Origin of the sequence: Cupriavidus phytorum (assembly GCF_003254285.1) — a bacterium.
GTDB classification, from domain to species: domain Bacteria; phylum Pseudomonadota; class Gammaproteobacteria; order Burkholderiales; family Burkholderiaceae; genus Cupriavidus; species Cupriavidus phytorum.
The window spans coordinates 459,815-485,764 of sequence record NZ_QKZN01000005.1 but is presented as its reverse complement, the minus strand read 5'-3'; the positions used below and the strand labels follow the sequence as shown (position 1 = coordinate 485,764).

General features: G+C 64.0%; 20 protein-coding genes. 8 read left to right on the top strand and 12 right to left on the bottom strand.

Annotation, left to right across the window (positions count from 1 at the left end; genetic code table 11):
* The first annotated feature begins 114 nt into the window (after positions 1-114).
* Positions 115-642: an AraC family transcriptional regulator gene (locus tag C7416_RS16385; protein WP_240988158.1), complete on the top strand. Its 528-nt coding sequence runs from the start codon at positions 115-117 to the stop codon at positions 640-642.
* Here the strand turns inward: C7416_RS16385 and C7416_RS16380 are convergent.
* On the bottom strand, positions 606-1,100 hold the full coding sequence (locus C7416_RS16380; RefSeq protein WP_111519868.1) for an Lrp/AsnC family transcriptional regulator: 495 nt from the start codon (positions 1,098-1,100) through the stop codon (positions 606-608). The two genes, C7416_RS16385 and C7416_RS16380, sit on opposite strands and share 37 nt — an antisense overlap.
* 204 nt (positions 1,101-1,304) lie before the next feature.
* On the bottom strand, positions 1,305-2,273 hold the full coding sequence (locus tag C7416_RS16375) for a GNAT family N-acetyltransferase (RefSeq protein ID WP_111519867.1): 969 nt from the start codon (positions 2,271-2,273) through the stop codon (positions 1,305-1,307).
* 481 nt (positions 2,274-2,754) lie between these two features.
* Between C7416_RS16375 and C7416_RS16370 the strand changes: the two genes are divergently transcribed.
* The 5 genes from C7416_RS16370 (at position 2,755) to gabT (ending at position 9,421) form a co-directional block, all read left to right on the top strand.
* A complete protein-coding gene (locus tag C7416_RS16370; protein ID WP_111519866.1) occupies positions 2,755-3,711 on the top strand; it encodes an ABC transporter permease in 957 nt (318 codons plus the stop codon).
* Between the two features lie 30 nt (positions 3,712-3,741).
* Positions 3,742-4,626 (top strand): ABC transporter permease, encoded by an 885-nt coding sequence (locus tag C7416_RS16365; RefSeq protein ID WP_111519865.1) that lies wholly within the window; start codon positions 3,742-3,744, stop codon positions 4,624-4,626.
* The gene (locus C7416_RS16360; protein ID WP_111519864.1) at positions 4,626-6,278 is read left to right on the top strand and encodes an ABC transporter ATP-binding protein; all 1,653 of its coding nucleotides are present in this window, start codon (positions 4,626-4,628) and stop codon (positions 6,276-6,278) included. The genes C7416_RS16365 and C7416_RS16360 overlap by 1 nt, the downstream gene beginning before the upstream one ends.
* Before the next feature lie 25 nt (positions 6,279-6,303).
* Complete coding sequence (locus tag C7416_RS16355) at positions 6,304-7,782, top strand: NAD-dependent succinate-semialdehyde dehydrogenase (protein ID WP_111519863.1); 1,479 nt, start codon at positions 6,304-6,306, stop codon at positions 7,780-7,782.
* A 346-nt stretch (positions 7,783-8,128) separates the two neighbouring features.
* On the top strand, positions 8,129-9,421 hold the full coding sequence (gene gabT / locus C7416_RS16350; RefSeq protein WP_111519862.1) for a 4-aminobutyrate--2-oxoglutarate transaminase: 1,293 nt from the start codon (positions 8,129-8,131) through the stop codon (positions 9,419-9,421).
* Between the two features lie 167 nt (positions 9,422-9,588).
* On the opposite strand, the gene C7416_RS16345 is transcribed toward gabT, so the two are convergent.
* On the bottom strand, positions 9,589-11,208 hold the full coding sequence (locus C7416_RS16345) for an ABC transporter substrate-binding protein (protein WP_111519861.1): 1,620 nt from the start codon (positions 11,206-11,208) through the stop codon (positions 9,589-9,591).
* A gap of 619 nt (positions 11,209-11,827) precedes the next feature.
* Here C7416_RS16345 and C7416_RS16340 point away from each other — a divergent pair.
* On the top strand, positions 11,828-13,231 hold the full coding sequence (locus tag C7416_RS16340; RefSeq protein ID WP_111519907.1) for an aspartate aminotransferase family protein: 1,404 nt from the start codon (positions 11,828-11,830) through the stop codon (positions 13,229-13,231).
* A gap of 192 nt (positions 13,232-13,423) precedes the next feature.
* On the opposite strand, the gene C7416_RS16335 is transcribed toward C7416_RS16340, so the two are convergent.
* Entirely contained in the window at positions 13,424-14,164 is a 741-nt protein-coding gene (locus C7416_RS16335) for a cupin domain-containing protein (RefSeq protein WP_111519860.1), read from the bottom strand.
* A gap of 544 nt (positions 14,165-14,708) precedes the next feature.
* Between C7416_RS16335 and C7416_RS16330 the strand changes: the two genes are divergently transcribed.
* Positions 14,709-15,566, top strand: a complete 858-nt coding sequence (locus C7416_RS16330; protein ID WP_111519859.1) for a GNAT family N-acetyltransferase — start codon at positions 14,709-14,711, stop codon at positions 15,564-15,566.
* Positions 15,567-15,674: 108 nt separating this feature from the next.
* On the opposite strand, the gene C7416_RS16325 is transcribed toward C7416_RS16330, so the two are convergent.
* The 8 genes from C7416_RS16325 to C7416_RS16290 all read right to left on the bottom strand — a co-directional run bounded on the left by C7416_RS16325 (position 15,675) and on the right by C7416_RS16290 (position 25,940).
* The gene (locus tag C7416_RS16325; RefSeq protein ID WP_111519858.1) at positions 15,675-15,971 is read right to left on the bottom strand and encodes a hypothetical protein; all 297 of its coding nucleotides are present in this window, start codon (positions 15,969-15,971) and stop codon (positions 15,675-15,677) included.
* A 127-nt stretch (positions 15,972-16,098) separates the two neighbouring features.
* A complete protein-coding gene (gene acs / locus C7416_RS16320; RefSeq protein ID WP_111519857.1) occupies positions 16,099-18,081 on the bottom strand; it encodes an acetate--CoA ligase in 1,983 nt (660 codons plus the stop codon).
* Positions 18,082-18,208: 127 nt separating this feature from the next.
* A complete protein-coding gene (locus C7416_RS16315) occupies positions 18,209-19,324 on the bottom strand; it encodes a porin (protein ID WP_111519856.1) in 1,116 nt (371 codons plus the stop codon).
* Between the two features lie 256 nt (positions 19,325-19,580).
* On the bottom strand, positions 19,581-20,510 hold the full coding sequence (locus C7416_RS16310) for a 2-hydroxyacid dehydrogenase (protein WP_111519906.1): 930 nt from the start codon (positions 20,508-20,510) through the stop codon (positions 19,581-19,583).
* A gap of 19 nt (positions 20,511-20,529) precedes the next feature.
* Positions 20,530-22,149, bottom strand: coding sequence for an ABC transporter substrate-binding protein (locus C7416_RS16305; protein WP_111519855.1), 1,620 nt, complete (start codon positions 22,147-22,149; stop codon positions 20,530-20,532).
* 69 nt (positions 22,150-22,218) lie between these two features.
* Positions 22,219-23,508 (bottom strand): NAD(P)/FAD-dependent oxidoreductase, encoded by a 1,290-nt coding sequence (locus tag C7416_RS16300; protein ID WP_111519854.1) that lies wholly within the window; start codon positions 23,506-23,508, stop codon positions 22,219-22,221.
* A gap of 31 nt (positions 23,509-23,539) precedes the next feature.
* Positions 23,540-24,205 carry a haloacid dehalogenase type II gene (locus C7416_RS16295; protein WP_111519853.1) on the bottom strand — a complete coding sequence of 222 codons (666 nt, stop codon included), beginning with the start codon at positions 24,203-24,205 and terminating at the stop codon, positions 23,540-23,542.
* 313 nt (positions 24,206-24,518) lie between these two features.
* On the bottom strand, positions 24,519-25,940 hold the full coding sequence (locus C7416_RS16290) for an aspartate ammonia-lyase (RefSeq protein ID WP_111519852.1): 1,422 nt from the start codon (positions 25,938-25,940) through the stop codon (positions 24,519-24,521).
* Positions 25,941-25,950 lie beyond the last annotated feature (10 nt).

The following is a 25,950-nucleotide window of genomic DNA, read 5'->3' as shown; positions in this document are numbered from 1 at the left end:
TTGGCGTTCCGGAACGGCGCCCTTCCGCCATCGGAATCATCCCCGCCTGGCAGACTCCGCGCACGCCGGCCGGACTCGCCGGTACCGCAGTTTCTGCGTTTCGGGCAATACAGTTTGCAATTTGCTCTTGGCGGTAGCGTCAAAATCAGCGTCTTGCACGGCGATGGTGCTCTTATGCTGGGTGGCACGATCCTGACCTTGCCCCCGCCCCTGATGCACGCCAACGCCCCCTCTTCAGACGAACACGCTCATCCTCGTCTCGACGCCGCGCTAAAGTACATTCATCGTCACCTGGGCGAACCATTGCGGCTGCCGTTGCTGGCACAGCTGTCCCGGTTGAGTGTCGGGCGCTTCGTCACCGTGTTTCGGCTGACGCTGGGGGTGACCCCGCATCGCTACATTTACCTGAAGCGCATTCATCGCGCGCAGTGCTTGCTTGGGCAGGGCCACCCTCCGGCATTGGCGGCGCACGAGTGCGGCTTCTATGATCAGAGCCATCTGACGCGCTGCCTGAAAAGCCAGTGCGGCATGACACCGCGGCAGTTTCAAACGGCGATGAGAACCGCATCTGCCGGCGCCGCTCCATCTCGCCGGGTCCCGTTATCTCAGGTTGCCAGCGGAAACAACCGTTCAATCGGATAGTGAGTCTTGATGAATGGCGACTTGATGACGATAAAGCTGAAGTACTTTTCAATGCCGATATTGCGCTCCAGCAGGCTTTCCATCAGCTCCTGGTAATGGTTGACCCCACGGGTGATGAACTTGAGCAAGTAGTCATAGCCCCCGCTGACCAGATGGCATTCGACGATCTCGTCGATCGCATACACGGCCTTTTCAAAGCGCGCGAAATCTTCGCGATGGTGGTCCTCCAGCGTGATCTCGGTGAACACCGTAAGGATGTCGCCGAGCTTGTCCATGCGGATTTGCGCGCTATATCCGCCGATATAACCGGCCTGCTCCAGGCGCTTGACGCGTATCAGACAAGGACTGGCGGAAAGGCCAACGGCGTCGGCAAGGTCCACATTGGTCATGCGTCCGTTCTTTTGCAGCTGGGCGAGGATGCGGAGGTCAAGCCGGTCAAGTTTGATGGGGGCGGACATGGTCTTTCAAGGCAGGATGACTGAATCACATTGTCTTCATATGCCCCGCTCGGGGCAACCGGGGCGCACCCGGAGGCAGCCCGCCGAGCGAGATCTCCTGGGGTAAACGTCGCGAGCCGGCGGGCCGTTGGCAGTACCTTGCGCACAGCGCTTCAGTTGATCCCGCAACGATGTGCGCGCTTGTGTTCTTTTTCGCTCACCGCCCTACCCGATCGCCTTATCGGCGAGCGCGAATGAAAGAAGCGGATTGGCAGGAGAAAGAGCGGTGCCCCGGCGCAGAACGGTTGCATCGGCAACGCTGGCCAGCCCCAGCCCGGGAAGCCAGTCCTCGAGTTCCCCATGGGCCTGTACGTCCAGCCGCAGCGCGCGCCCGGTGACCAGTCCCGCCAGGTGCGCAATCATTGCCTTGGCCGCCATGGGGCAAGGGGCGACCACCGGGCCGATAGTCGCGCCGCGACCGAAGCGCCGCAGGATCGCAAAGCCTCGTGGACCGTCGGGATGGTCAAGCACCACGGTGGCGGTGGCATGGCGCAGCCAGGTCTGGATCAATCTTTCGCGCACCGCGCCTCCTGCGCGCTCGTCCATCCCGACCAGCAGCTGCATGTCATTGCGCCCCCCGGGGCGCAGACGACTGTTCTCAGGCAGCGCCATCAAGGGTGGCTGTACGGCCTTGCCCTCGTACTGGCGAATTTCGCCGATCCGTTCGAAGCCCATGCTTCCATAGAAGCGGTGAATGGTGCCGGCGGCGTGAAGCAGCACGGTGCGTCGGTCCAGGCCCGCACACAATGCTTCCAGCAGCTTGCGGCCGATGCCGCGCTCTCGGAAATCGGGCTTGACGACGACCAGGCCAACCGTCGCAGCACGCTCGCCCCAGAGCCAGCGCATGCCTACGCCCACCACGGTGCCATCGACCTCGGCCACGCGACCCTCGCCCATGGAGAACAGCGTCCTCCAGTCGCTGGGACGATGCGGCCACCGTTCCCCTTCAGAAAGAGAGAGCGCGACAGGCAAGTCTGCCAGGACCATCGGTCGAATCCCGGGTAGCAGTTCGGTGGCATGCAGAGGATGCTTGGCGGAGTTCATTGCGGTATGGGTGTCGCCGGACAAATTGGTAGCGTAGATCATGCGATGAACCACCGGCTCCGGATAGGAAAAAGTTGCTGCGTCGACCATGCACCAAACGATGCATCGCCTAGGGTATTCCCGAAGGATGTTGCGGTGCACATTGCCCAGCGGAAGTGCACGTGGCACGCAATGCCAAAGCGCCTGCATGAAACCGCAGCTTTGACTGCCATGGCGCGGAATACCCCACAAAGCCCTTGGTCGCACATGCTTCAATGTCAGGGAGATGCAACGTAGCGCGCAAGCAAGCCGACCCGACACCTTACAGGCAGCGCGGCCGCTGTCGAGCCCCACGATGAAGCCGGCACTGCAGCGGCCCCATCGCATTTGGCGCCATGTCTGGCAAGACACCGTTCAGGGAACTTTGAGCAACCAGAGCCCGCATTGAGCGATGTCTGCGCCGGGCCGCGGCCCCGGGGCACGAGGTATCACGCACGAGCTTGGAGCCGGTGCGCGGTACCGCCAGATCCGGCTGCACAGCCCGCGGCACCGTCGCTTGCAGCAATAAATATCAACCATGAAAGGAGACACCGTGAACCTGTTCATCCTGCGCCTGCTGGCGCGGCGCGTCGGACTGGCGCTGATCTCATTGCTGGCCGTCTCGGCCATCGTCTTCGCGATCACCGCGGTATTGCCCGGCGATGCCGCCCAGGAGCAACTCGGCCAGGACGCCACGCCCGAAGCGCTGGCGGCGCTGCGCACACAGATGGGGCTCGACGCGCCCGCGCCGGTCCGTTACGCCCAATGGCTGGGCGGCATGGTTGGGGGCAATGCTGGCGAGTCCCTCGTCACGCGCATGCCCGTTTCGGAAGCCATCGGCAGCCGTCTGCCGAATTCGCTGCTGCTGGCAGGACTGACCGCACTGATCTCGGTCCCGGTGGCGCTGGGTCTTGGCATCCTGGCGGCGGTCTACCGCGGAACCTGGTTCGACCGCAGCGTCAGCCTGGGCGCCGTAGCCGTGGTATCCGTGCCGGAATTCCTGATCGCCACTCTCGCGGTCTTGCTGTTCGCGGTACAGCTGCGCTGGCTGCCTGCCCTCGCTTATATCGGCAACAACGAACCCTGGGACAAGGTGCTGCGCTCCCTGGCCATGCCGGTGCTGACCCTCTGCTGTGTGATCGTTGCGCAAATGCTCCGCATGACGCGGGCCGCGGTGATCGATCAGCTCAATGCGCCGTACATCGAAATGGTGCGGCTCAAAGGCGCCTCCCCCACCCGCATGGTGCTGTTCCATGCGCTGCCCAATGCCATCGGCCCGATCGCCAACGCGGTCGCCCTGAGCCTTTCCTACCTGCTCGGCGGCGTCATCATCGTCGAGACCATTTTCAACTATCCGGGAATCGCCAAGCTGATGGTGGACAGCGTTGCCCAACGCGACATGCCCGTTGTCCAGGTTTGCGCCATGATTTTCTGCGCCGCGTTCCTGACTCTCGTCACGCTTGCCGATGTATGCGGCATTGTCGCTAACCCGCGTCTGCGTCACCGTTGATGCCCTGAACGCATGCTGGAGCCGCTACTCATGTCCACCACTTCCAATACGCAAGCCACCGCCGCAGCGAGCGCCGTCGGCAAGAGCTGTCGACGTTTACGCCTGCCCCGCATGGGCTTCACCGCCTGGATCGGCTGCCTGATCCTGCTTGGCTGGCTGCTTGCCGCCGTGCTCGGGCCGATCCTGATCAACACCGACGGCTCGGCCACTGGCGAGGTCCAGGTCTTCGGGCCGATCAGCGCGCAGCACTGGCTGGGTACCGATTACCTGGGCCGGGATATGCTGACCCGGGTGATCCTGGGGGCGCGCTATACCGTCTGCGTGGCCCTGGTATCCACGCTGTGCGCTAGCGGCATCGGCATCACGCTGGCGTTGCTGGCAACGGTCAGCGGCCGCTGGATCGATGCCTGCATGAGCCGCGGCCTCGACACGCTCACGGCGATTCCAAGCAAGATGTTCGCGCTGATCATGGTCGCGGCCTTCGGCTCGTCGGTCTGGATGCTTGCCATCACGGCAGCGATCATCTACGTTCCGGGCGCCTATCGCATTGCCCGTTCGCTGGCGGTCAACATCAATGCCATGGATTACGTGACCGTCGCCCGCACCCGCGGTGAAGGTACCGCCTACATCATGCGCCAGGAAATCCTGCCCAACATCATCGGCCCGATGCTGGCCGACCTGGGTCTGCGCTTCGTCTACGTCGTGCTGCTGCTCGCCAGCCTGAGCTTCCTTGGCCTGGGGATCCAGCCTCCCGATGCCGACTGGGGTTCGCTGGTACGCGAGAACATCGGCGCGCTGTCCGAGGGCAGCATGGCCGTGGTGGCGCCGGCTCTGGCCATTGCCAGCCTGACGCTTGCGGTCAACCTCGTCATCGACAACTTGCCGGGTCGCTCGGCACGCAATGGAGTCAAGTAATGGGCACGTCTGTCAAGGTCAGCAACCTCCGCATTACCGCCGGGCCCGCGACGCTGGTCGACCGCGTCGACTTTGAGATCGAGCCTGGCAAGGTGCTCGCCCTGATCGGCGAGTCCGGCTCCGGCAAGACCACTACCGCGCTGGCGCTGATGGGCTATGCACGCCACGGCTGCGAGATTTCCGGCGACATCCGGGTCGGCCACCATGACGTGCTGCGCCTGCTCCCGGGCGAACAACGCCGGTTGCGCGGGCGCGAGATCACTTACATTGCGCAAAGTGCGGCAGCGTCGTTCAACCCCTCCCGCACCATCATGGACCAGGTTGTCGAGCCTGCGTTGATCCATCGCCTCATGGACCGCGACGCTGCCGAAGCGAAAGCCGTGGCACTGTTCCGCGAACTGGCACTGCCGGATCCGGAATCGATCGGTGAGCGTTATCCGCACCAGGTATCCGGCGGCCAGCTGCAGCGGCTGATGGCCGCGATGGCGCTGATCACCGATCCCGACCTGGTGATCCTCGACGAGCCGACCACGGCCCTGGACGTCACCACGCAGGTGGAAGTGCTGCGGGTATTCCGCCGCGCCGTGCAGGAACGCCGTACCACCGCGGTCTATGTCAGCCATGACCTGGCCGTGGTGGCCCAGGTCGCGGACCATATCCTGGTGCTGCGCGACGGCAAGATGCGCGAACTGGGCGACACCGACCAGATCCTGTACCAGCCGGTGGACGACTACACCCGTTGCCTGCTTGCCGCCGCCAAGCCCGCCGAGCGCCCCGGGGCCCCCGTCGATCCGGACAAGAGCCCGCTGCTGCTGGAGGTACGTGACCTGTCGGCCGGCTATGGTGCGCTCGACGCGCACGGCCAACCCGCCACGAAGATCCTCGAGGGCGTTGACCTGAAGCTGTACCGCGGCCAGGCGATCGGCGTCATCGGCGAATCCGGCTCCGGCAAGACCACGCTCGCGCGTGCGATTGCCGGGCTGGTCGCCCCCTGCCGTGGCAGCATCGCGTTCAACGGCCATCCGTTGAAGCCCACCGTCGCGCAGCGCAGCCGCGAAGAGCTGCGGCGTATCCAGATCGTGTTCCAGATGGCCGATACCGCGCTGAATCCGGCTCGCACGATCGAGGATATCCTCGCGCGTCCGTTGCAGTTCTTCCATGGACTGCGCGGCGAAGCCCAACGCGCCCGCATTCGTCAACTGCTTGACCTGGTGCGCCTGCCGTCCGGCGTGGCCCAACGCCTGCCGGGTGGACTGTCCGGCGGACAAAAGCAGCGTGTGAACCTGGCGCGCGCCCTGGCGGCCGACCCGGAACTGATCCTTTGCGATGAGATTACCTCTGCACTGGACACCGTGGTCGGTGCCGCGATCCTCGATCTGATGGCAGAACTGCGCAAGGAGCTGGGCGTCTCGTATCTGTTCATCAGCCACGACCTGCATACCGTGCGCGCCATCTGCGACGAGATCGTGGTGATGCAGCACGGCCGCAAGGTCACGCAGGTCGCGCACGACGACTACGAACGCGGACCGCATCATCCTTATTTCACGCTGCTCGCCCGCTCCGTGCCGGAGCTGCGCCGCGGCTGGATCGACGAAGTCGACCTGCATATCGAAGGCGCGCGCGCGGCACAAGGCGTGCGCAGTGCCGCTTGACTCTTCCTCACGGAGATTTCTTTTCATGCCTTTGTCCCTGAATCAACACTTGCTCCCGGGCCGCAACTTTGTCGGCGGCGAATGGTGCAATGCGGCCGATGACCGCACCGTGGCCGTGGTGGACCCCGCCACCGAAGAAGCCTTCGCGACCGCACCGGATAGCGGCGCTGCCGACGCGCTCCGCGCCGTCGACGCCGCCCACGCCGCATTCACCGCATGGCGCAAGACCCCGGCCAAGCAGCGCGCGCAGATCATCAAGCGCTGGAACGATCTCGTCGTCAGCCACCAGGAAGACCTTGGCCGGCTGATCTCGAGCGAGCAAGGCAAGCCGCTGGCGGAAGCCAAAGGCGAGGTTCTGTACGCGGCCAGCTATATCGAATGGTTTGCGGAAGAAGCCACGCGCGCGGATGGCGACGTGATCGCGGCGCCGGTGAAGGGCCGCCGCATGCTGGCGCTGCGCGAGCCGGTTGGCGTCGTCGCCGCGATCACGCCGTGGAATTTCCCTGCCGCAATGATCGCGCGCAAGATCGCCCCCGCGCTGGCTGCCGGCTGCACGGTCGTCTGCAAGCCGGCGGAAGATACCCCGCTGACCTCCCTCGCACTGGTAAAGCTTGCCCAGGAGGCAGGCGTGCCGCCGGGCGTATTGAACATCGTCACGGCCTCGCGCGAGCGGGCTGCCGAAGTCGTCGACGTGTGGCTGGATGATGCACGCGTGCGCAAGATTACCTTTACCGGCTCGACGCCGGTCGGCAAGCACCTGGCACGCCGCTCCGCCGATACGCTGAAGAAGCTGTCGCTGGAGCTTGGCGGCAACGCGCCGTTCATTGTGTTCGACGATGCGGATCTGGACGCGGCCGTCGACGGGCTGATGGCCGCAAAGTTCCGCAACGGCGGGCAGACCTGCGTGTCCCCGAACCGGATCTATGTCCAGGACAAGGTCCACGATGCCTTTGTCGACAAACTCGCCGCCCGCGTCGGTGCGCTGGTCGTTGGTCCCGCGACCGACCCGGCGGCGCAGATCGGCCCGATGATCAACGCGCGCGCGGTGGACAAGATCGAACGCCATGTGCAGGACGCGCTCGGCCGTGGGGCCCGCGTGGTGGTCGGCGGCCAGCGCGTTCGCAACGCGCAGTGCACCGGCCCGAATTACTACGCGCCGACCGTGCTGGTGAATGCGGATGCATCGATGCAATGCTCTTGCGAGGAAACCTTCGGCCCCGTGGCGCCCGTGACCCGCTTCGATACCGAGGCCGATGTGGTCGAGGCGGCCAATGCCACGCCGTTCGGCCTCGCCGCTTATTTCTACTCGACTGACGTTCGACGGATCTGGCGCCTGGCAGATGCACTGGAGACGGGTATTGTTGGCGTCAACGAAGGCGCACTGGCCGCGGAAGCGGCCCCCTTCGGCGGCGTCAAGGATTCCGGCTACGGGCGCGAAGGCTCGCGACACGGCCTCGAAGAGTATATGCACATCAAGTACGTGTGCCAGGGCCAGCTGGACTGAGCGGCTGAGGCCGGCCAGGGCTTTCCCTTTCAGCACGCAGAGCGGCCGGCCTTGCCGGCCGCTCTGCATTTCTACGTCGCGACGGACGCGATGATCCGGCCAACGAAGGAACTGCTGTTCCCCTCCTAACAACAGGATTCGCTACCAATACAGGACGCGAAATCCGTCAAAGCGCCTCCGGCATCCTCCCTATACTCGTCTTCACGATCAGCGTCAGCCAGCGTGAACGACAAGGCTGCACGGCGGCGATAACCGCCCCGTGCCGAAACGCTTGCCGGCTCCAGTTCCTTCACAACTCACCGCGACCCCGGCTTCGCGGAACCTGAAAAAAATGAGGTGTAGTGCAATGACCCAGTCCAACCAGGACCTTATCGCGTTCCGTACGCAACATGTGCCGCACGGCATCGTCACCGCGCATCCGATTTTCGCTGAGCGGGCCGAAGGCTCTTACCTCTGGGATGTGGAAGGCCGCCGCTATATCGACTTTGTGGGTGGAATTGGCGTGCAGAACATCGGCCACAACCACCCACGGATTGTCGAGGCGGTGCGCAAGCAACTGGGTCGCGTTACCCATGCGGCGTTCCAGGTCGTTGGCTATGACTGTTATGTCGAGCTCGCTGCGCGGCTGAACCAGCTCGTCGGCGGGACGGCGCAATACAAGACGCTCTTCGCGACCACAGGCGCGGAGGCCGTCGAGAACGCGATCAAGATCGCACGCGCTTATCGCAACGTGCCGGGCGTCATCGCCTTCCGTGGCGGATTCCATGGCCGCACCTTGCTCGGCACTACCCTGACCGGCATCAGCGCGCCCTACAAGCAGAACTTCGGCCCGCTCGCCGGTGAGGTGTACCACACGCCTTACCCGGATGCGTTCCGCGACTTTTCCAGCGCCGATGCAATCCGCGCCCTCGAGGACCTGTTCGCCACGCAGATCGCGCCCGACCGCGTTGCCGCCATCATTCTCGAGCCCGTGCAGGGCGATGGAGGCTTCATCCCCGCCGGCAGCGAGTTCCTGCGCGCGCTGCGCACACTGACGGAAAAGCATGGCATCGTGCTGATCCTGGATGAGATCCAGGCTGGCTTCGGCCGCACCGGCAAGACGTTCGGCTTCCAGCATGCGGGCATCCAGCCGGACCTGGTCACCGTCGCGAAAAGCCTGGCCGGTGGCTTGCCGCTGTCCGGCGTGGTCGGGCGCGCCGAGATCATGGATGCGCCGGCAGCGGGAGGCCTGGGTGGCACCTATGGTGGCAACCCGCTCGCGTGCGCCGCCGCGCTGGCCGTGCTCGACGTATTCGAGGAGGAACAGCTCCTCGCCAAGGCGCACGGGCTTGGCGAAACGCTGCGTGCAGGCCTGGAGCAGCTCGCACGGGAATTCCCCGCCATCGGCACCGTGCGCGGGCTGGGCCCCATGCTGGCGCTGGAATTCGTCAGGAACGGCGACCCGTTCCAGCCTGACGCGGCCTTCGCGCAAGCGGTTATCGACCGCTGCCGCGAAGGTGGCCTGCTGGTGATCAAATGCGGCGTGCATCGCAATACCGTGCGCCTCCTGGCACCGCTGAACACCAGCCTGGAAACCGCTCAGGAGGCCCTGGAGATCCTGCGCGCGGCCATTGCGCTGGTTACAAAGGCTGAGCAATAGCAAGGACACCGGCGCCGGGAACGGCGCCCGGCACATAGCAGTTTCGCTGGAGACCCTGGCACCGGAATGGACACGACGCCGGGGTCCAGTCGAGGGGCGCGCAAGAAAGCCCCTCGGCTCCCTACCGCGTAGGGAGCCTTCGTATCATCTGCCGCTACAGCGGCCAGTCAGGCATCGAGCCACACGTGCTCGGCAAACATATAGCCCATCAAACCGCCCAGCGGGATGGGCGAAAGCCCCTTGAGCCTGGTCGTATGCGCGTCGATGCTTGCCAGGAACAACGGGATGCCGATGCCAGCCTCCTCGTGAATCATGGTCTGCATGTCGGCATACATCTGACTGCGCTTGCCGTTATCGGTTTCGGCTCGCGCGGCCAGCAGCAACTGGTCGAACTTTGGATTCTTCCAGCGGGACTCGTTCCATGGCGCGTCGGACTTGAAGAACTGCGTGAGGATGGTATCGGCGCTGGGCCGCGGGTTCACGTTGCCGAACCCTACGGGACTATTGAGCCAGTGATTGGACCAATACCCGTCTGCCGGCATGCGCTTGACTTCGAGCTCCAGACCCGCGCGCTGCGCTGCCTGTTGCAGCACCAGCGCCATCTCGACCGAATACAGGGCGGCCGGCGATGTCACTACCGGTACCTTGCCGGTCACGCCAGACTTGCGCAGATGGAACTTCGCCTTCTCGGGATCGAACGGCCGCTGCGGCAGATCCTTGAAATAGAAGCGGTTGGTGGGGTCGATGGGCTGGTCGTTGGCGATAACCGCATTACCGAGCGCGATGGACTGCCTCATCTGCTGACGGTCCAGCAAGTACTTCATGCCCAGGATAAAGTCAGGGTTCGTGCCAGGGCCCACATCTTTTCGCATGATCAGGTCGGAGTACTGGCCGGATTGCGTCGTCATGATGGCATAGCCGGGAGTACCCTTGATCCTCGCCACGGCGCGTGGGTTGATCATCGCGACCAGATCCATGCCGCCTGACAGCAGTGCGTTGACGCGCGCACTCTCGTCGGTAATGCCGACGAGCTCGATCTCGTCGAGGTGGGGCTTGCCCGGCTTCCAGTATGCGTCGTTGCGTACCACCAGCGTGCGCACGCCGGGCTTGAATTCCTTGATCCTGTAAGGCCCGGTGCCAATGCCGGCGCTGAAGTCGGTGGTGCCGTCCTTGACGATGTGGAAATGGAACGTACCCAGAATGACCGGCAGGTCGGCATTGGGGCTGTTCAGCACCACCGTGACCTCGTTCGGGCCGGTGGCCTTCACGCTCTCGATCTGCTCGGTCAGCACCTTGGCCTTGGAGGCCGTGGCCGGATCCTTGTGGCGCATGATCGAGTACACCACGTCGGCCGGCGAGAGCGCCTTGCCGTCGTGAAAGGTCACGCCCTTGCGCAGCGTGAAGACCCAGGTCTTGGCATCGGTGGTGTTGAACGTCTCCGCCAGCGCCGCCCGCGGCGTCAGGCTTCGGTCCAGCGAAGTCAGTCCGTTGTAGACCATGTTGCAGCGCACATAGTCGTTCTGGTTCGACTGCTTGGCCGGATCGAGCGTATCGGAGGCGGAGGCCGTGCCCACCGCCACGCGGATGCGTCCGCCGCGCTTGGGCGTCTGCGCATGCGCGCCGACCGCCGCGCCGGCCAGGCCGCCGGCCAGCGTGGCCTGCATGCCCCCCGCCAGCAGCATCTTCAGGACATCGCGCCGGGTGGCGCCGTGTTTGAGCGCTTCCATCATGCGAAGGCTTTCGCTGGGGCCGACAAAGTTTTCCAACTGGTTACGGCTATCGCTCATCGTCTGCTCCTATGGTGCCGGGGGCACGAGGACGGTGTCCCCGGCGGAATGCGATTGACCCTCGGGCTTGCGCCGCATTTTCCTTTTTCTTCCGCAACCGACGACTACAGGATCGGCTTCGGTGCTTCATGCTAGCCAACCCCACCAGCATTTGTTTCCGTTGGGGGCTGCGCGACCGTATCGAATTGCAAAGCTGGGGCCTCCGGCAGACGAATCTTTCAAACTACGGATAAACCCCAGCCCGTTCCAGCAAGCTGGCATCCTGTCATCAGGCATCATGCGCTGTGCGACGCGCCCTTTCCAGTCCTTCCTGTACGGCGAGTCGACTGCCTCCATGCCCCTACCGCCAATGGAAGCCGGTCCGCGCCGGCCCGATGCAGCCGGCGCCACTCCGGGGCCCGCTGTGGCGGAGTCGCCAGAACAGCCAGTCCATACGGGACAGCGTCGTTCAGGCGCCTGACGAACCCTCATGCCAAACAATCTGCTGTCTCGCCCCGCATAACGGCAGCGTTCATCGTGGCGCCCCCACAATGCAGCACCATCCCGTGCGCCGCCGCCGCTAAGCTTGTTCCAAACCAGCCGGCAGCGCCAGGCACGAATGGATGCGAAGGACACCGCAATGACCCTGATTAATGACCTGCCCCAACTCGCCGCGCTTGACGCCGCGGACCGCGCGCACCTGATCCATCCCGTCTCGCCGTGGCGCCTGCACGAGCAGCGCGGCCCTACCGTACTGGCTTCCGGCCGCGGCGCCTGGTTGACGGATGCCAACGGCAATGAAGTCCTCGACGCGTTCGCTGGTCTTTGGTGCGTCAATATCGGCTACGGACAGGAAAGCGTGGTGCAGGCCGCCGCCGGGCAGATGCGCCGCCTGCCCTATGCGACCGGCTACTTTCACTTCAGCAGCGAGCCTGCCATCCGCCTCGCCGAGAAGCTCGCGCAGCTTACGCCCGGCTCGCTGAACCACGTCTATCTGACACTGGGCGGCTCCGAAGCGGTGGATACGGCCGTGCGCTTCATTACGCAATACTTCAATGCCACCGGGCGGCCAACGAAGAAGCATTTCATCGCGCTGGAGCGCGGCTATCACGGCTCTTCTTCCACCGGCGCCGGACTGACCGCGCTGCCTGCCTTCCACCGCGGCTTCGACCTGCCCCTGCCAACGCAGCATTACATTCCCTCTCCCAATCCCTATCGCGCCAGCAACCCCGACGATGCCCAGGGAATCATCGACGCCTCGGTAGCGGCGCTGCGCAACAAGGTCGCGGAGCTGGGCGCGGACAAGGTGGCCGCCTTCTTCTGCGAACCCGTGCAGGGCTCGGGCGGAGTGATTGTGCCGCCCAGGGGCTGGCTCAAGGCCATGCGTGACGCGGCGCGCGAGCTGGACATCCTGTTTGTCGTCGACGAAGTCATTACGGGCTTCGGGCGCACCGGCCCCATGTTCGCCTGCGAGGCTGAAGAGGTGGTGCCCGACATCATGACGCTCGCGAAGGGCCTCACCGCCGGCTACGTGCCCATGGGGGCGACAGTGGTCTCCGAGAAGGTGTATGCCGGTATTGCCGACGGCGCGCCCGATGGGGCGCCAGTCGGCCATGGCGCGACATACTCTGCTCATCCGGTCAGCGCCGCGGTGGCCCTGGAGGTGCTGCGCCTGTATGAGGAAGGCGGCATCCTGGCCAATGGTCAGCGGGGCGCAGCGCCGTTTGCCGCCGGCCTGGATGCATTGCGCAGCCATCCGCTGGTGGGTGATTCGCGCCATCGCGGCCTGCTCGGCGCATTGGAGCTTGTCAGCGACAAGGACAGCAAGCGCGGCTTCGACCCGTCGCTGCGCCTCGCCGAGCGGATCGCGGCGACAGCCTACCGCAACGGCATTGTGTTCCGCGCCTTCGCCGACAATATCCTGGGCTTTGCCCCCGCCCTGACATATACCGAGGCCGAGTTCGAGCTGATGTTCGCACGCGTGAAGAAGACGCTGGACGACGTGCTTGCCGCACCCGACGTCCGCGCCGCGCTTGCAGGCTGATTGCGAACCGGGAGTGCCGACAAAGCCGTTGCCTGAGCCCCTTGCTTCGACGTGCGACCGTGCCCCGGCGCTGTGCCGCTAAGCATCGCGGCGCGCTGCTTTAAAAAAGACCCACAGGCATCGCAGCCTGTGGGCAAACGCCTCCCAGTGGAGCAGGGACCGCTGAAGAAAAATGAGACTGGAAATCGATGGCTAGGACGGACGGAAGATGGCATAGACCTTCGCCACATGCTCCCGGCTTTCCCAACTGCATTGCGCATGCTGTTCGACCAGGAAAATATCGCCCTCTGAAAATGTGCCGCTGCGGCCAGTCTCGTCCTGGAACGTCACACTGCCGGACAACAGGTGCATCAGTTCGTAATGGATATATGGCATGACACGGCGGTGGTACGGCGTCGAATCCCAGGTGCCGCAGACGAACTGCCCGTCCTCCGAGCGATAGTCGGTATGGTTGCGGCAAACCGGCGCCGGCGTAAGCATAAACTCGGCCGGTGGCGTGCCGGATGGTTGCAGTTCCGGCGCCTGCGCGATCGGCACCAGTGCGCGCGAGCCAACCACGCTGTGGTTGTAGCGCATGAAGATGATGGTGGCAGGCGCTTCGGCACGCCACGCGAACCACGCATCGCGCAGGATGACGGCACTATTGCCGGCACCGAGGACGACCGTCTGGCCCATCCGCGTCAACGTCAGGCTGCCCTCGCTGACGATGATGAACTCGTCCGCCGGCAGGGCGTCAACGGCTCCCGCACCAGCATCGAGCGCGATCTTCCCTACCGTGACGGGACCCGGCGGCAAGTCGAGCAGCCGGCGGCTGGACAGGAATGCATCTTCGCCATCCTGCGCGGTGACCGGGATGCCCCGGGTAGGATCCCGCGCAAACTCGCGCAGATCGACAAAGGTGGCCGGGGTGGCGCGCTGCTGCAAACTCGACATGACTTGTTCCCGCGATCGATGAGATTGCGCCTGCATGGCCTGTCGGCGCAGGGTCTCGGAATGAAGAAATCGGTGGACAGGCACGGTCAGAGCACCATGAAAGCATCTTCGCTCGTTCCTGTAATCCAAGGAGGATTAGACCACTACCGGATTTCCGGCGTATCGTGTTTGGCCAGGGCGTAAGGAAAGAATCTATCGCATTCGCCACGCGCGGCGGCATATGTTGCTGCAAGCCTCGCATGCGCCGATTACCGGGGTGCCGACCGCGCGCGACTCGCCGATGCGCCTGCCCGCGGCAAGCCAACGGTACGCCCATGGGCTTAGCAATTCATGCGGTCTGCCTGCGGCTTGACCGCATAAGACCCTCGTTACGCCACGGCAGCCAGATGATCGTGCGGAATCTCTGCCAGGCCGCGAAGCGGCGCCATAGCTATGGCAAGATTACCTCAGGACCCGCCCGACGCGACGATGCCAGGCCATGCTGCCAATGGCAGCGCGTAGCAAGTCACGGCGGCCGGTTCAATGTGCCAGAAAGGAAGACATCATGCCAAGCCAAGCTACCGTTATTCCAGTGACCTATCGCGCGATGGACGAAAAGGACCTGCCTGCAGCCCATGCGCTGTCGCAGACCATGCGCTGGCCACATCGCCTCGAGGACTGGAGCTTTGTCCTGGGCCTTGGCACTGGCTTCGTTGCCGAAGAGGCCGGTGCGATGATTGGCACCGCGCTGTGCTGGAAACAAGGACAGCAGGCGTCGCTCGGGATGATCATCGTGTCCCCGGAGCACCAGGGCAAAGGTATCGGCAAGGCGTTGATGAAACTGGTGCTGGAAGCCCTGGGGGAGCGTTCCACGCTGCTGATCGCAACGCCTGCCGGCCGGCCCCTGTACGAGCAGCTCGGCTTTATCGCGACCGGCACGATCCACCAGCACCAGGGAACGTTGAAAGCCCCCCCTCGCGCCCTGTCCTTTCCAGGCGAAACACTGCGCCCGTACGTCCCCGGCGATACCGAGGCCATCATTGCGCTGGGAAACCGGGCCACTGGCATGTCTCGCGACGAGGTCCTCGGGGCGCTGCTCGCGGCTGGCGAGACGGTCGTGCTCGAGCGCCATGGCGAGGTCGCCGGATTCTCCATCATGCGCCCCTTTGGACGCGGCCATGCGATCGGGCCGGTGGTAGCGTCTGACACGGATCACGCGAAAGCCCTGATCGCCTATTGGTGCGGAGCCTACGCCGGCTCCTTCGTGCGCATCGACGTCACCGGCGCGAGCGGCCTGCAAGGTTGGCTGGCGCAGGCAGGACTAATTCAGGTTGACACGGGGGTGGCCATGGCACGCCACGGTGTACCGCAGTCGGATAGCACGCTGCAGCAGTTTGCAATCGTCAGCCAGGCGCTCTGCTAAGCGAGCGCACCAGCAGCGATCCGGAGATTATCTTCATGCGATTTCTCATACCGCGACCGCCGGCTTGCGCGGCGGTCGCTGGTGAGTCTTGCGCCAGTCCATGCGCGCTTATGCCGCCTCGGCATTGAACTCGGATACGAACGCCGGCGCTGCTTCCATGCGATAGCGCTCATCCTGGCTGACGTAGTACATCGCGGAGTGCCCGCGGCGCGCAAACGTCACGCAGCAGGCATGCTCGAAGCGCCCGAAGCGCGTGACGCCGATCCTGGACAGATCCCTCCACTCCCATACACGCTGTTCCTCGATGCAATCCAGCACCCGGTGCTGTGTCCGGGGATGCATGGATGAATTGAGCATCATGCTGATATAGCCGAATTCCCCGAGCGACGGGTAACGTCGCTGCATTGCTGCCCATCGTCTTTTCGGGGACATTGGCGCAACATTGCCGCCTCCAATATCCCGCCCGAGGTGGTCGCCCTTCTCCGCGTTCATTTTCCTTCCGCTCTTTGTTGCAGGTTCGTGCCGGCCTGATTTACTGTGCGTCCCTGAGTTGAGCCAGGATCGCGGGATCCTCCAGGGTGGAGAGGTCCTGCGTGATTTGCTCCCCCTTCGCGATGCCACGCAGCAATCGTCGCATGACCTTGCCCGAGCGCGTCTTGGGCAGGTTGTCGGCGAAGCGGATCTCCTTTGGCTTGGCGATCGGGCTGATCTCGCGCGCAACCCACTCGCGCAATGCCGTCGCGACCTGCGCGGCTTCTTCACCCTGCGGGCGGGTGCGCTTCAGGACCACGAACGCACAGACCGCTTCGCCCGTGGTGTCATCCGGCTTGCCCACCACCGCGGCCTCGGCCACGTCGCAGTGGGCTGCCAGCACCGACTCGATCTCCATGGTGCCCATGCGATGGCCGGAAACATTCAGCACATCATCGATGCGGCCGGTAATCGTGAAGTAGCCGGTCTCGTCATTGCGCACCGCCCCGTCGCCGGCCAGGTACAGGTTGCCGCCCAACTCCGCCGGGAAGTAGCTTCTCCAGAACCGGTCTGCATCCCCCCAGACGGTTCGGATCATCGAGGGCCATGGCCGCTTGATGACCAGGATGCCGCCTTGCCCGTGTGGCAATTCCTTGCCGGTCTCATCCACCACCGCGGCCATGATTCCTGGCAGCGGCAACGCGCATGAGCCGGGTTGCAATGGCATGGCGCCCGGCATCGGACTGATCATGTGTCCGCCCGTTTCGGTTTGCCAGAAGGTGTCGACGATCGGACAGTTGCCATTGCCGACGTTGCGGTGGTACCAGCGCCAGCTGTCCGGATCGATGGGCTCGCCCACCGAGCCGAGCAAGCGCAGACTGGACAAATCGTATCGCCCGGGATGTACTGCCGGATCCTTGTCGCTGGCCTTGATCAGCGAACGGATTGCCGTCGGCGCCGTATAGAAGATCGTGGCCCGATGCTTGCCCACCATGTCCCAGAAGCGGCCGGCGTTGGGATAGGTTGGTACCCCTTCGAACACGATCTGGGTGGCTCCGACGGCGAGGGGGCCGTAGGCGATGTAGGTATGGCCGGTGACCCACCCGATGTCTGCCGTACACCAGAAGATGTCGTCAGGCTTGATGTCGAAGGTCCACTTCATCGTCAACGCCGCCCATAGCAGGTAGCCAGCGGACGCATGCTGAACCCCTTTGGGCTTCCCGGTGGAGCCGGAGGTATACAAGATGAACAGCGGGTGCTCGGCGCCGACCCATTCCGGCTCGCAGGTTGCGGGCTGGGCCGCCATCAACGCGTCGAGCCAGAGGTCGCGCCCCGCCACCAGCGGAACACTCGCGCCAGTACGCCGGTGAACGACAACGTGCCTGACCATTTCGCAACCGCCTGGTGCGAGCGCTTCATCCACAATGGACTTCAGCGGCAGCGACTTGCCGCCTCGCACCTGCTCGTCGGCGGTGATCACGGCCACCGCGCCGGCATCGATGATGCGCTCGCGCAGCGACTTCGCCGAGAATCCGGCGAAGACCACCGAATGCACCGCCCCAACGCGTGCGCATGCCTGCATCGCGACAATGCCCTCGATCGACATCGGCATGTAAATGACAACCCGATCCCCCTTTCCGACGCCCATGGCCCGCAAGCCGTTGGCCAGCTGGCACACCTTCGCGTGCAACTGCGCATACGTGATCCGCGTGACCAGTCCATCGTCGGCTTCGAACACGATCGCCGTCTTGTCCGCGTTGCCCAGCTGCAGGTTTCGGTCCAGGCAGTTGTACGAGACGTTGAGCTGCCCGTCCTCGAACCAGCGGTAGAACGGCGCATGGTCCTCGTTCAGCGTCCTGGTGAAAGGCCGGTGCCAGCTGATGCAGTCGCGTGCGTGCCGAGCCCAGAAGCCTTCGTAGTCCGCCTCTGCGGCCGCGCAGTGGGCCCGATAGGCCGCCATGCCTGCAATGTTCGCCTGATCCACGAACTGGGCGGGTGGATGGATGAGCTCGATTTCCTGTTGCAGCGGTGCAATATCAGACATTGGCAATTCCTGTGGACGATGAGAGCGTGGGGGGCTGCGAGTCCGGCCCGGTTGCTACGGTGTACTCGCAGCGGTCTGCTCAGCATTGGGGCCCGGATTCCCTTACGATCCGGGCATCGCGGCAGGTTCAGAACTTGTGGCGAATGCCGACCACGGCGCCAAACTGGTTGGCACCGGGGCGCACGGCTTCGCTGCTGACGCCCAGCTGGTCATTGAACCCATTCACGCCGAGGTTCGACTTGCCGCGGTTCAGCGCGTACGAAACCGTGCTGTAGACGTCGGTTCGCTTCGAAAGCGCATAGTCGACCAGCGCCACGAACAGCCATGGATTGCCGGCATTCGACTCGCGCAGGTTCTGGTAATAGGCAGAGCCGGCCAGCGACAGTGCCGGCGTAACCTGGTAGGCAGCGCCAAGCCAGGCGAGGTTCGACACCGTGTTGGCCAGCGCAACGCCCGGCAGGACGGCACCGTTGAACGCGTGCGCATAGCGATATCCGGCATAGAATTTGGCCGAACCCAGCGAGTAGGTCGCCGCCGCTGCCGCGCGCCGGATCAGGCTGTTGGTCGTCAGCGCGGTGGCTGCCGAACGGTTCGTCTGGTCATAGATGGCACCGAAGGCGAACGGCCCGGCGGCATAACTTGCCGAGGCCGAATACGAACGTCCGTTGGTGAAATTCCCCGCGATTTCCTGGTTGCTGCTGTTGAAGCTATACAGGCCGCTCAGGCTTAGCCCGCCGAACTTTCCCATGTACTTGACCGAGTTGTCGGCGCGCGCGCCGCCCAGGTACGGGTCCTGTGCGCCAACCGAATAGCGGCTGGCAATGGCCATCGGGTCGTAGGTCACGCCAAAGTCATAGAAGGGCGTGGTATGCCTGCCGAACGTAACTTGGCCCCATTCGTTCTGCAGGCCGACATAGGCGCCGCGGCCAAACAAGCGCCCGCCCTGCCCCATGGTGCCGGTATCGATGTTGAATCCGCTTTCCAGCAGGAAAATGCTCTTCAGCCCGCCGCCCAGGTCTTCGACGCCACGCAAGCCCCAGCGCGAGCCAGACTGGTTGCCCGACTGCAATGCCCAGAGATTGTGAGCGGCTGCGCCAGCGGCGACGGTGCCCGTAGACGCTACCGCATGATTCAGGTATTCGAACCCCACATCGGCGACCCCATAAAGCGTAACGCTCGATTGGGCGTAGGCAACGGGACCCAGCAGCCATGCCGCTGCCAACGCCAACATCCGGTATTTCATGAAATAACTCCTCCGATTTATTAGATTAACCCGTGGCATGAAATGCACGGGGTGAAGCGAAGTCTGCATCGATATGCTTTAAACAAAAATTCGCATTCCTGCCGGCCACAGCAATGCCACGGATCTCGCCGTTCAGGCGTCCGTCTGTTCTTCCTTACCTGGGATCTGCTGGAAGCGGGCGCGCTTCGCTCTATCGGGGAAGTCGCTGCTGGATAGTTTCTGCAAACATGGTCGGGTCGAAGCGCTTCACGGGCGGTCAGTATCCCTTCTGACGGTCGACAACGCCGATAACCGGCTCGCCGTTTTCAAGGCGCCGCAGATTGTCCAGCACCGTCCTGGCCGCGGTATCGGGCCGGGTCATGCTGGCAATATGGGGGGTAAGCCATACCCGGGGGTGCCGCCACAATGGATGATCCGCGGGCAGCGGCTCCGGATGCGTGACATCGAGAATGGCATCGCCAAGCTGTCCCGACTCCAGCGCGGCCAGCAGGTCGGCGTGGTTGAGTTGCTGACCCCTGCCAACATGCACCAGTCCGGCACCACGCGGCAAGATGTTGAACATCCTGGCGCCCAGCATGCCGCGTGTCTCGTCTGTCAGCGGCAACAGGCACACGAGGATATCGGTACGTGCGAGGAATGCGTCGAGTTCCTCCTGGCCGGCGTAGCACGTCACACCGTCGAGGCTGCGGCGCGAGCGTGACCAACCCGCGCAATCGAAGCCGAACAAGCCCAGGCGCGCCAGCACCGCCTGCGCCAGCGAACCCAGTCCCAGCACCCCGACGCGCCGCTCTTGCGCCGGCTGCACCGGGATAGGCCTCCAGTCTGCTTGCGCCTGTTGCCGCCGATATGCCGGCATGTCGCGGTGAAGCGCGAGCACCGAAAACACCGCGTACTCGACCATTCCCTCCACGATACCGGGCTCGATCATTCTCACCAGCGGCAAATGTTCCGGGATCGCCTTCAGATTGAACTGGTCAACGCCTGCGCCCGTTGAAAACACCGCCTGCAGGTTAGGAAAGCGCTGTCCGATATCTTCGGGCGGCTCCCAGACCGCAAGGTAGCGCACCTGCTCCGGATCGCCGACATCGGGCCAGATGCGGAAATCGACATCGGGCCGCTCGCGCGCGAACACCGTGCGCCAGTCCTGACCCCGCACCGGATCTGCCTTGTAAAGGAATGTGCTCATATAGGATGTCTCGTCCGGATCAGGCATCGATCCACACGTTCTCGGCGAACATATAGCCCATCAGACCGCCCAGCGGGATGGGCGAAAGCCCCTTGAGCCTGGTCGTATGGGCGTCGATGCTGGACAGGAACAACGGGATGCCGATGCCAGCATCCTCGTGAACCATGGTCTGCATGTCGGCATACATCTGCTTGCGCTTTGCGAAATCGGTCTCACCCCGCGCCGCTACCAGCAATTGGTCGAACTTCGGGTTCTTCCAGCGCGACTCGTTCCAGGGCGCATCCGACTTGAAGAACTGCGTGAAGATGGTGTCCGCGCTGGGCCGCGGATTCACGTTGCCAAAGCCCACATGACTATTGAGCCAGTGGTTCGACCAGTAGCCATCGGCCGGCATGCGCTTGATGTCGAGCTCCAGGCCGACACGCTGCGCGGCTTGCTGCATCACCAGCGCGGTTTCGACCGAATACAGCGCTGCGGGGGACGTCACCACTTGTACCTTGCCAGACACGCCGGCCTTGCGCAGGTGGAACTTCGCCTTCTCCGGATCGAATGGCCGCTGCGGCAGATCCTTGAAGTAGAAGCGGTTGGTGGGGTCGATGGGCTGGTCGTTGCCAACCACCGCATTACCGAGCGCGATGGTTTGCCGCATCTGCTGGCGGTCCAGCAAGTACTTCATTGCCAGAATGAAGTCGGGGTTCGTGCCAGGGCCCACGTCCTTGCGCATGATCAGGTCGGAGTACTGGCCGGATTGCGTCGTCATGATGGCGTAGCCGGGGGTCCCCTTCACCCTCGACACGGAACGCGGGTTGACCATCGCCACCAGGTCCATGCCGCCGGACAACAGCGCATTGAGCCGCGCACTGTCGTCGGCAATGCCGACGAGCTCGATCTCGTCGAGGTGGGGCTTGCCCGGCTTCCAGTACGCGTCATTGCGCACCACCAGCGTGCGCACGCCGGGCTTGAACTCCTTGATCTTGTAGGGACCGGTGCCAATGCCGGCGCTGAAGTCGGTGGTGCCGTCCTTGACGATGTGGAAGTGGAACGTACCCAGAATGACCGGCAGGTCGGCATTGGGACTGTTCAGCACCACCGTGACCTCGTTCGGGCCGGTGGCCTTCACGCTTTCGATCTGCTCGGCCAGCACCTTGGCCTTGGAGGCAGTCGCCGGATCTTTGTGGCGCATGATCGAGTACACCACGTCGGCCGGCGCGAGCGCCTTGCCGTCGTGGAAGGTCACGCCCTTGCGCAGCGTGAACACCCAGGTCTTGGCATCGGTGGAGTTGAACGTCTCCGCCAGCGCCGCCCGCGGCGTCAGGCTCCGGTCCAGCGAAGTCAGTCCGTTGTACACCATGTTGCAGCGCACATAGTCGCTCTGGTTCGACTGCTTGGCCGGATCGAGGGTATCGGACGCCGCTGCCGTGCCCACCGCCACGCGGATGCGTCCGCCTCGCTTGGGCGTCTGCGCATGCGCGCCGACCGCAGCGCCGGCCAGGCCGCCGGCGAGCGTGGCCTGCATGCCCCCCGCCACCAGCATCTTCAGGACATCGCGCCGGGTGGCGCCGCGTTCGAGCGCATCCATCATGCGAAGGCTTTCACCGGGACCGACAAGATTTTCCAACTGGTTACGGCTATCGCTCATGGTTGTACTCCTGTGTATCGATTAGGAAAGGCATGCAAGTCGCGTTGAATAAAGGATCGGTGGTGTGTCTTACGCCAGCCGATCTTTGAGCTGGTAGTACAGGCCAACGGCGGGCAGGAACCAGGGCGGGCCGAAGTGGCCGGGAATCGCGGGCCATTCGCGCTCACGCCATGGGTTGGCGCTCGCATCGCCGGCCATCACGGCAGCCATGCGCTCCCCCATGTAGACCGACATTTGAGTGCCGTGGCCGCTGTAACCCATCGAGTAAAAGAGACCGTCGCGCTCGCCGGCATGTGGCAGGCGGTCCTGTGTCATGTCGACCAGCCCGCCCCAGCAATAATCCAGCCGGACATCGGCCAGCTGAGGAAAGATTTCGGCCAGGCCGGCACGCAGGATCTCGCCGCTGGCGGCGTCCTGCTGCGGACTGGAGATGGCAAAGCGTGCCCTGCCGCCGAACACCAGCCGGTGGTCGGGCGTGAGACGGAAATAGTGGTGGATATTCGCCACCGTGGTGTAGGTGCGGCGCTTGGCCAGCAGTGCAGCCGCGCGCTCCGCACCCAGCGGCTCCGTGGTCACGATAAAGCTGCCGATCGGCACGATGCGCCGGCGCAGCCAGCCAAAACTGCCGTAGCCGCCGTGGCGGCTTGCGCCGGTGGCGAGCAGCACCTGCCGGGCCAGCAGCGTGCCGCGCGTGGTGTGCAGGCGGTGTACCTGTCCATGCGTGCGCTCGACGCGCTGTACGCACGTACCGGTATGAATCTGTGCGCCATGACGCTGCGCCGCCACGGCCAGGCCTTGGGCGAATCGGCCCATATGCATCTGTCCGCTGCGCTTGTACAGCAGGCCGCCGTGGAAGCGTTCGCTCTGGACCTCGGCGCGCACGCGCTGCGCGTCGAGGATTTCCACATCGGTATCCACGCCATCGGCGATCAGCCGGTCCGCGCTGCGTTGCAGCGCCTCCATCTGATAAGGACGGGTCGCGAGCTTCAGCTTGCCGTTGCGCTCGAAGTCGCAGGCGATGTCCTCGTCGCGGATGATGCGCGCCACCGTGTCGACCGCATCGTCGTAGGCGTGGTACCAGTCACGGGCCCGTTGCGCGCCAACCCTGGCAGCAACGTCGACGTAATCCACCGCAAGGCCATTGTTGACATGTCCGCCGTTGCGCCCGGAAGCCTCCGGCGCAACGGCGGGCCCCGCCTCGAGCACCACGACGCTCGCGCCACGCCTGGCCAGCGCCAGCGCCGCCGACAGCCCGGTGAAACCGCCGCCGACGATGGCGACATCGACCTGGGACGGCAGATCGTACGCATCCAGAGCCAGCGGTGGCACTGAATCTTTCCAATAGGAATCGAGCTTCATAGTGATGTACGGGAGGGACCGCTGAGGGTTTTCAGAGACCGACGACGCCAGGCAGGCCACCGATGTCCTGGATCTCGGTGTAACGGTAAGCCGCGTTGCCCGGGCCGTGGCCGCGATTCACGAACACCTTGTTGACGATGCCGATGTCATCGGCCGACATCAGGTCGTAGCGCAGGCTCGACGACACGTGCAGCACGTCTTCAGGATTGCAGCCTAGCGAATCCAGCATGTACTCGAAGGCCTTCAGCCGCGGCTTGTAGGCCTGCGCCTGCTGCGCGGTGTAGACGCGGTGGAACGGCGCGCCCAGCTTCGCCACGTTCTTCTGGATCTGGTCGTCCGAGGCGTTCGACAGGATCACCAGCGGAATCTCCTTGGCCACCTTGGCCAGGCCCGCCGGCACATCTTCGTGCGGGCCCCAGGTGGGAACCGCGTCGTAGTACGCCTGACCATCGTTGTCCAGGTACTGGATCTTCCACTTCTTGCACAGGCGGCGGACGGCGTTCTTCAGCACCACCTCATACGGCTGCCAGTCGCCCAGCACCTCGTCGAAGCGGTAGGCGCTGAAGTCGGCGATGAATTGCTCCATGTGCTCGGGCGAAATCCGGTCGGCGAACAGCTCGCGCGTCATCTCGCCCATGCGGAATCGCGTGAGCGTGCCGTAGCAGTCGAAAGTCACGTACTTGGGTCGGAAGGTCATGGTTTCTGATCCTCAGCATGATGGGCGCCTGGGCTCGGCACCGGGTTGATTCATGGCTTCCATGCTAGACGGGGAGCGCCAGAATTTGTCCCTGTTGCGGGGTGCGCCACCGCAGCGAATTGCAAAGCTGGCACACCAGGCGAACGAATCTTCCAATCTCCGGAGAAACCCTGAGACCCAGGCTGGCACCGCGACATCGCAAGACGCCCGGCATGGCACTCCGGCTGTGCCGATCGCGGCGAGGCAGCCGCAGCGCTGCGCAATGGATGCGTCTTGGCGGAACCGGCGAAGCGCGGTTCCGCATTGCCATTGCTCAGCGCGTCAATGGGCTACGGGGAGCCACCATATTCTCCGGCCGCAGAATCTCCGCCAGCAGCGCATTGCTGAGGAGCTGTTCCGACTGGACCAGCTCTACCACGGTTCGACCGGTGTCCTGCGCCAGGCGGGCGATCCGCGTAGCGTTCTCATATCCGATATACGGATTCAGCGCTGTCACGATACCGATCGAACGGTGGACCAGCGCAGAGCATCGGTCCGGGTTCGCGCTAATCCCCTCGATGCATTCGCGGTCCAGCATGCGCACGGCGCGGGACAGCAGCCGGATCGAGTCATAGAGCTTGTAGGCGATGAGCGGCTCCATCGCGTTGAGCTGCAATTGACCGGCTTCGGCTGCGAGGGTCAGCGCGGCATCGTTGCCGGCGATCTCATAAGCGACCTGGTTCATCGCTTCCGGAATGACCGGATTGACCTTGCCGGGCATGATAGAACTGCCGGGCTGGCGCGCCGGCAGGTTGATTTCCGCAATGCCGGTCCGAGGGCCGCTGGAAAGCAGGCGCAGGTCATTGCTGATTTTCGACAGGCGCAGCGCCGTCCTCTTGACGAGTCCCGATAGCAGCACGAAGTCGCCCATGTCCGAAGTCGCGGCAATCAGGTTGGGCGCGGCGCGGACGGGAAACCCGGACAGCGCCGCCAGTTCTTCGATGGCAATGGCCTGATAGCGCGGGTCCGCGTTGATGCCGGTGCCGATCGCAGTGCCGCCCAGATTGACGGCGCACAGCGTCGCAGGAATGAGCGTACGCATCTGCTCGAGGTCGGCCGACACGGTATCGGCCATCGCCTGGAACTCCTGACCGAGCGTCATGGGGACCGCGTCCTGGAGCTGGGTACGTCCCATCTTCAGGATGCCGCCAAACTGCTGCGCCTTGTTGGCCAGGGTTGCCGCAAGGTGGCACAGGCTCTCCAGCAGCGGCAGATGGGCCAACAGCAATCCGACCCGGATCGCGGTCGGATAAGCATCATTGGTCGATTGCGACAAGTTGACATCGTTGTTTGGATGAAGCCGGCCGTAACTCCCCTTCTGCTCGCCCAGGTGTTCCAGTGCGCGGTTGGCCAGCACCTCGTTGGCGTTCATGTTCGTCGACGTTCCGGCGCCACCCTGGATCATGTCAACGACAAAGGCGTCATGGAAAGCTCCGTCGATGACTTCGGCGCAAGCTTTTGTAATGGCGCCATGCCTGGCGCTGTCCAGCAAGCCGAGCCGATGGTTGGCATTGGCGGCCGCATGCTTGACGATAGCCAGCGCCTTGATGAAGTCCGGGTACTCCCCGATGCAACGGCCGGAAAGATAGAAATTCTCCCTGGCGCGCAGTGTTTGCACGCCGTAGTACAAGGTGTGATCGAGCTCTCGCACACCGAGTAGGTCCTTCTCCTGGCGAGTGGCCGCTGCAGTGGTCATGATGAGTCTG

Excerpts from the sequence above, each read along its gene's own strand:
- C7416_RS16315 (WP_111519856.1), bottom strand. The coding sequence starts at position 19,324 with ATGAAATACCGGATGTTGGCGTTGGCAGCGGCATGGCTGCTGGGTCCC.
- C7416_RS16325 (WP_111519858.1), bottom strand. The coding sequence starts at position 15,971 with ATGCAGCGACGTTACCCGTCGCTCGGGGAATTCGGCTATATCAGCATG.
- C7416_RS16340 (WP_111519907.1), top strand. The coding sequence starts at position 11,828 with ATGACCCTGATTAATGACCTGCCCCAACTCGCCGCGCTTGACGCCGCG.
- C7416_RS16300 (WP_111519854.1), bottom strand. The coding sequence starts at position 23,508 with ATGAAGCTCGATTCCTATTGGAAAGATTCAGTGCCACCGCTGGCTCTG.
- C7416_RS16380 (WP_111519868.1), bottom strand. The coding sequence starts at position 1,100 with ATGTCCGCCCCCATCAAACTTGACCGGCTTGACCTCCGCATCCTCGCC.
- C7416_RS16360 (WP_111519864.1), top strand. The coding sequence starts at position 4,626 with ATGGGCACGTCTGTCAAGGTCAGCAACCTCCGCATTACCGCCGGGCCC.
- C7416_RS16305 (WP_111519855.1), bottom strand. The coding sequence starts at position 22,149 with ATGAGCGATAGCCGTAACCAGTTGGAAAATCTTGTCGGTCCCGGTGAA.
- gabT (WP_111519862.1), top strand. The coding sequence starts at position 8,129 with ATGACCCAGTCCAACCAGGACCTTATCGCGTTCCGTACGCAACATGTG.
- C7416_RS16365 (WP_111519865.1), top strand. The coding sequence starts at position 3,742 with ATGTCCACCACTTCCAATACGCAAGCCACCGCCGCAGCGAGCGCCGTC.
- C7416_RS16295 (WP_111519853.1), bottom strand. The coding sequence starts at position 24,205 with ATGACCTTCCGACCCAAGTACGTGACTTTCGACTGCTACGGCACGCTC.
- C7416_RS16375 (WP_111519867.1), bottom strand. The coding sequence starts at position 2,273 with ATGGTCGACGCAGCAACTTTTTCCTATCCGGAGCCGGTGGTTCATCGC.
- C7416_RS16310 (WP_111519906.1), bottom strand. The coding sequence starts at position 20,510 with ATGAGCACATTCCTTTACAAGGCAGATCCGGTGCGGGGTCAGGACTGG.
- acs (WP_111519857.1), bottom strand. The coding sequence starts at position 18,081 with ATGTCTGATATTGCACCGCTGCAACAGGAAATCGAGCTCATCCATCCA.
- C7416_RS16290 (WP_111519852.1), bottom strand. The coding sequence starts at position 25,940 with ATGACCACTGCAGCGGCCACTCGCCAGGAGAAGGACCTACTCGGTGTG.
- C7416_RS16355 (WP_111519863.1), top strand. The coding sequence starts at position 6,304 with ATGCCTTTGTCCCTGAATCAACACTTGCTCCCGGGCCGCAACTTTGTC.
- C7416_RS16330 (WP_111519859.1), top strand. The coding sequence starts at position 14,709 with ATGCCAAGCCAAGCTACCGTTATTCCAGTGACCTATCGCGCGATGGAC.
- C7416_RS16345 (WP_111519861.1), bottom strand. The coding sequence starts at position 11,208 with ATGAGCGATAGCCGTAACCAGTTGGAAAACTTTGTCGGCCCCAGCGAA.
- C7416_RS16335 (WP_111519860.1), bottom strand. The coding sequence starts at position 14,164 with ATGTCGAGTTTGCAGCAGCGCGCCACCCCGGCCACCTTTGTCGATCTG.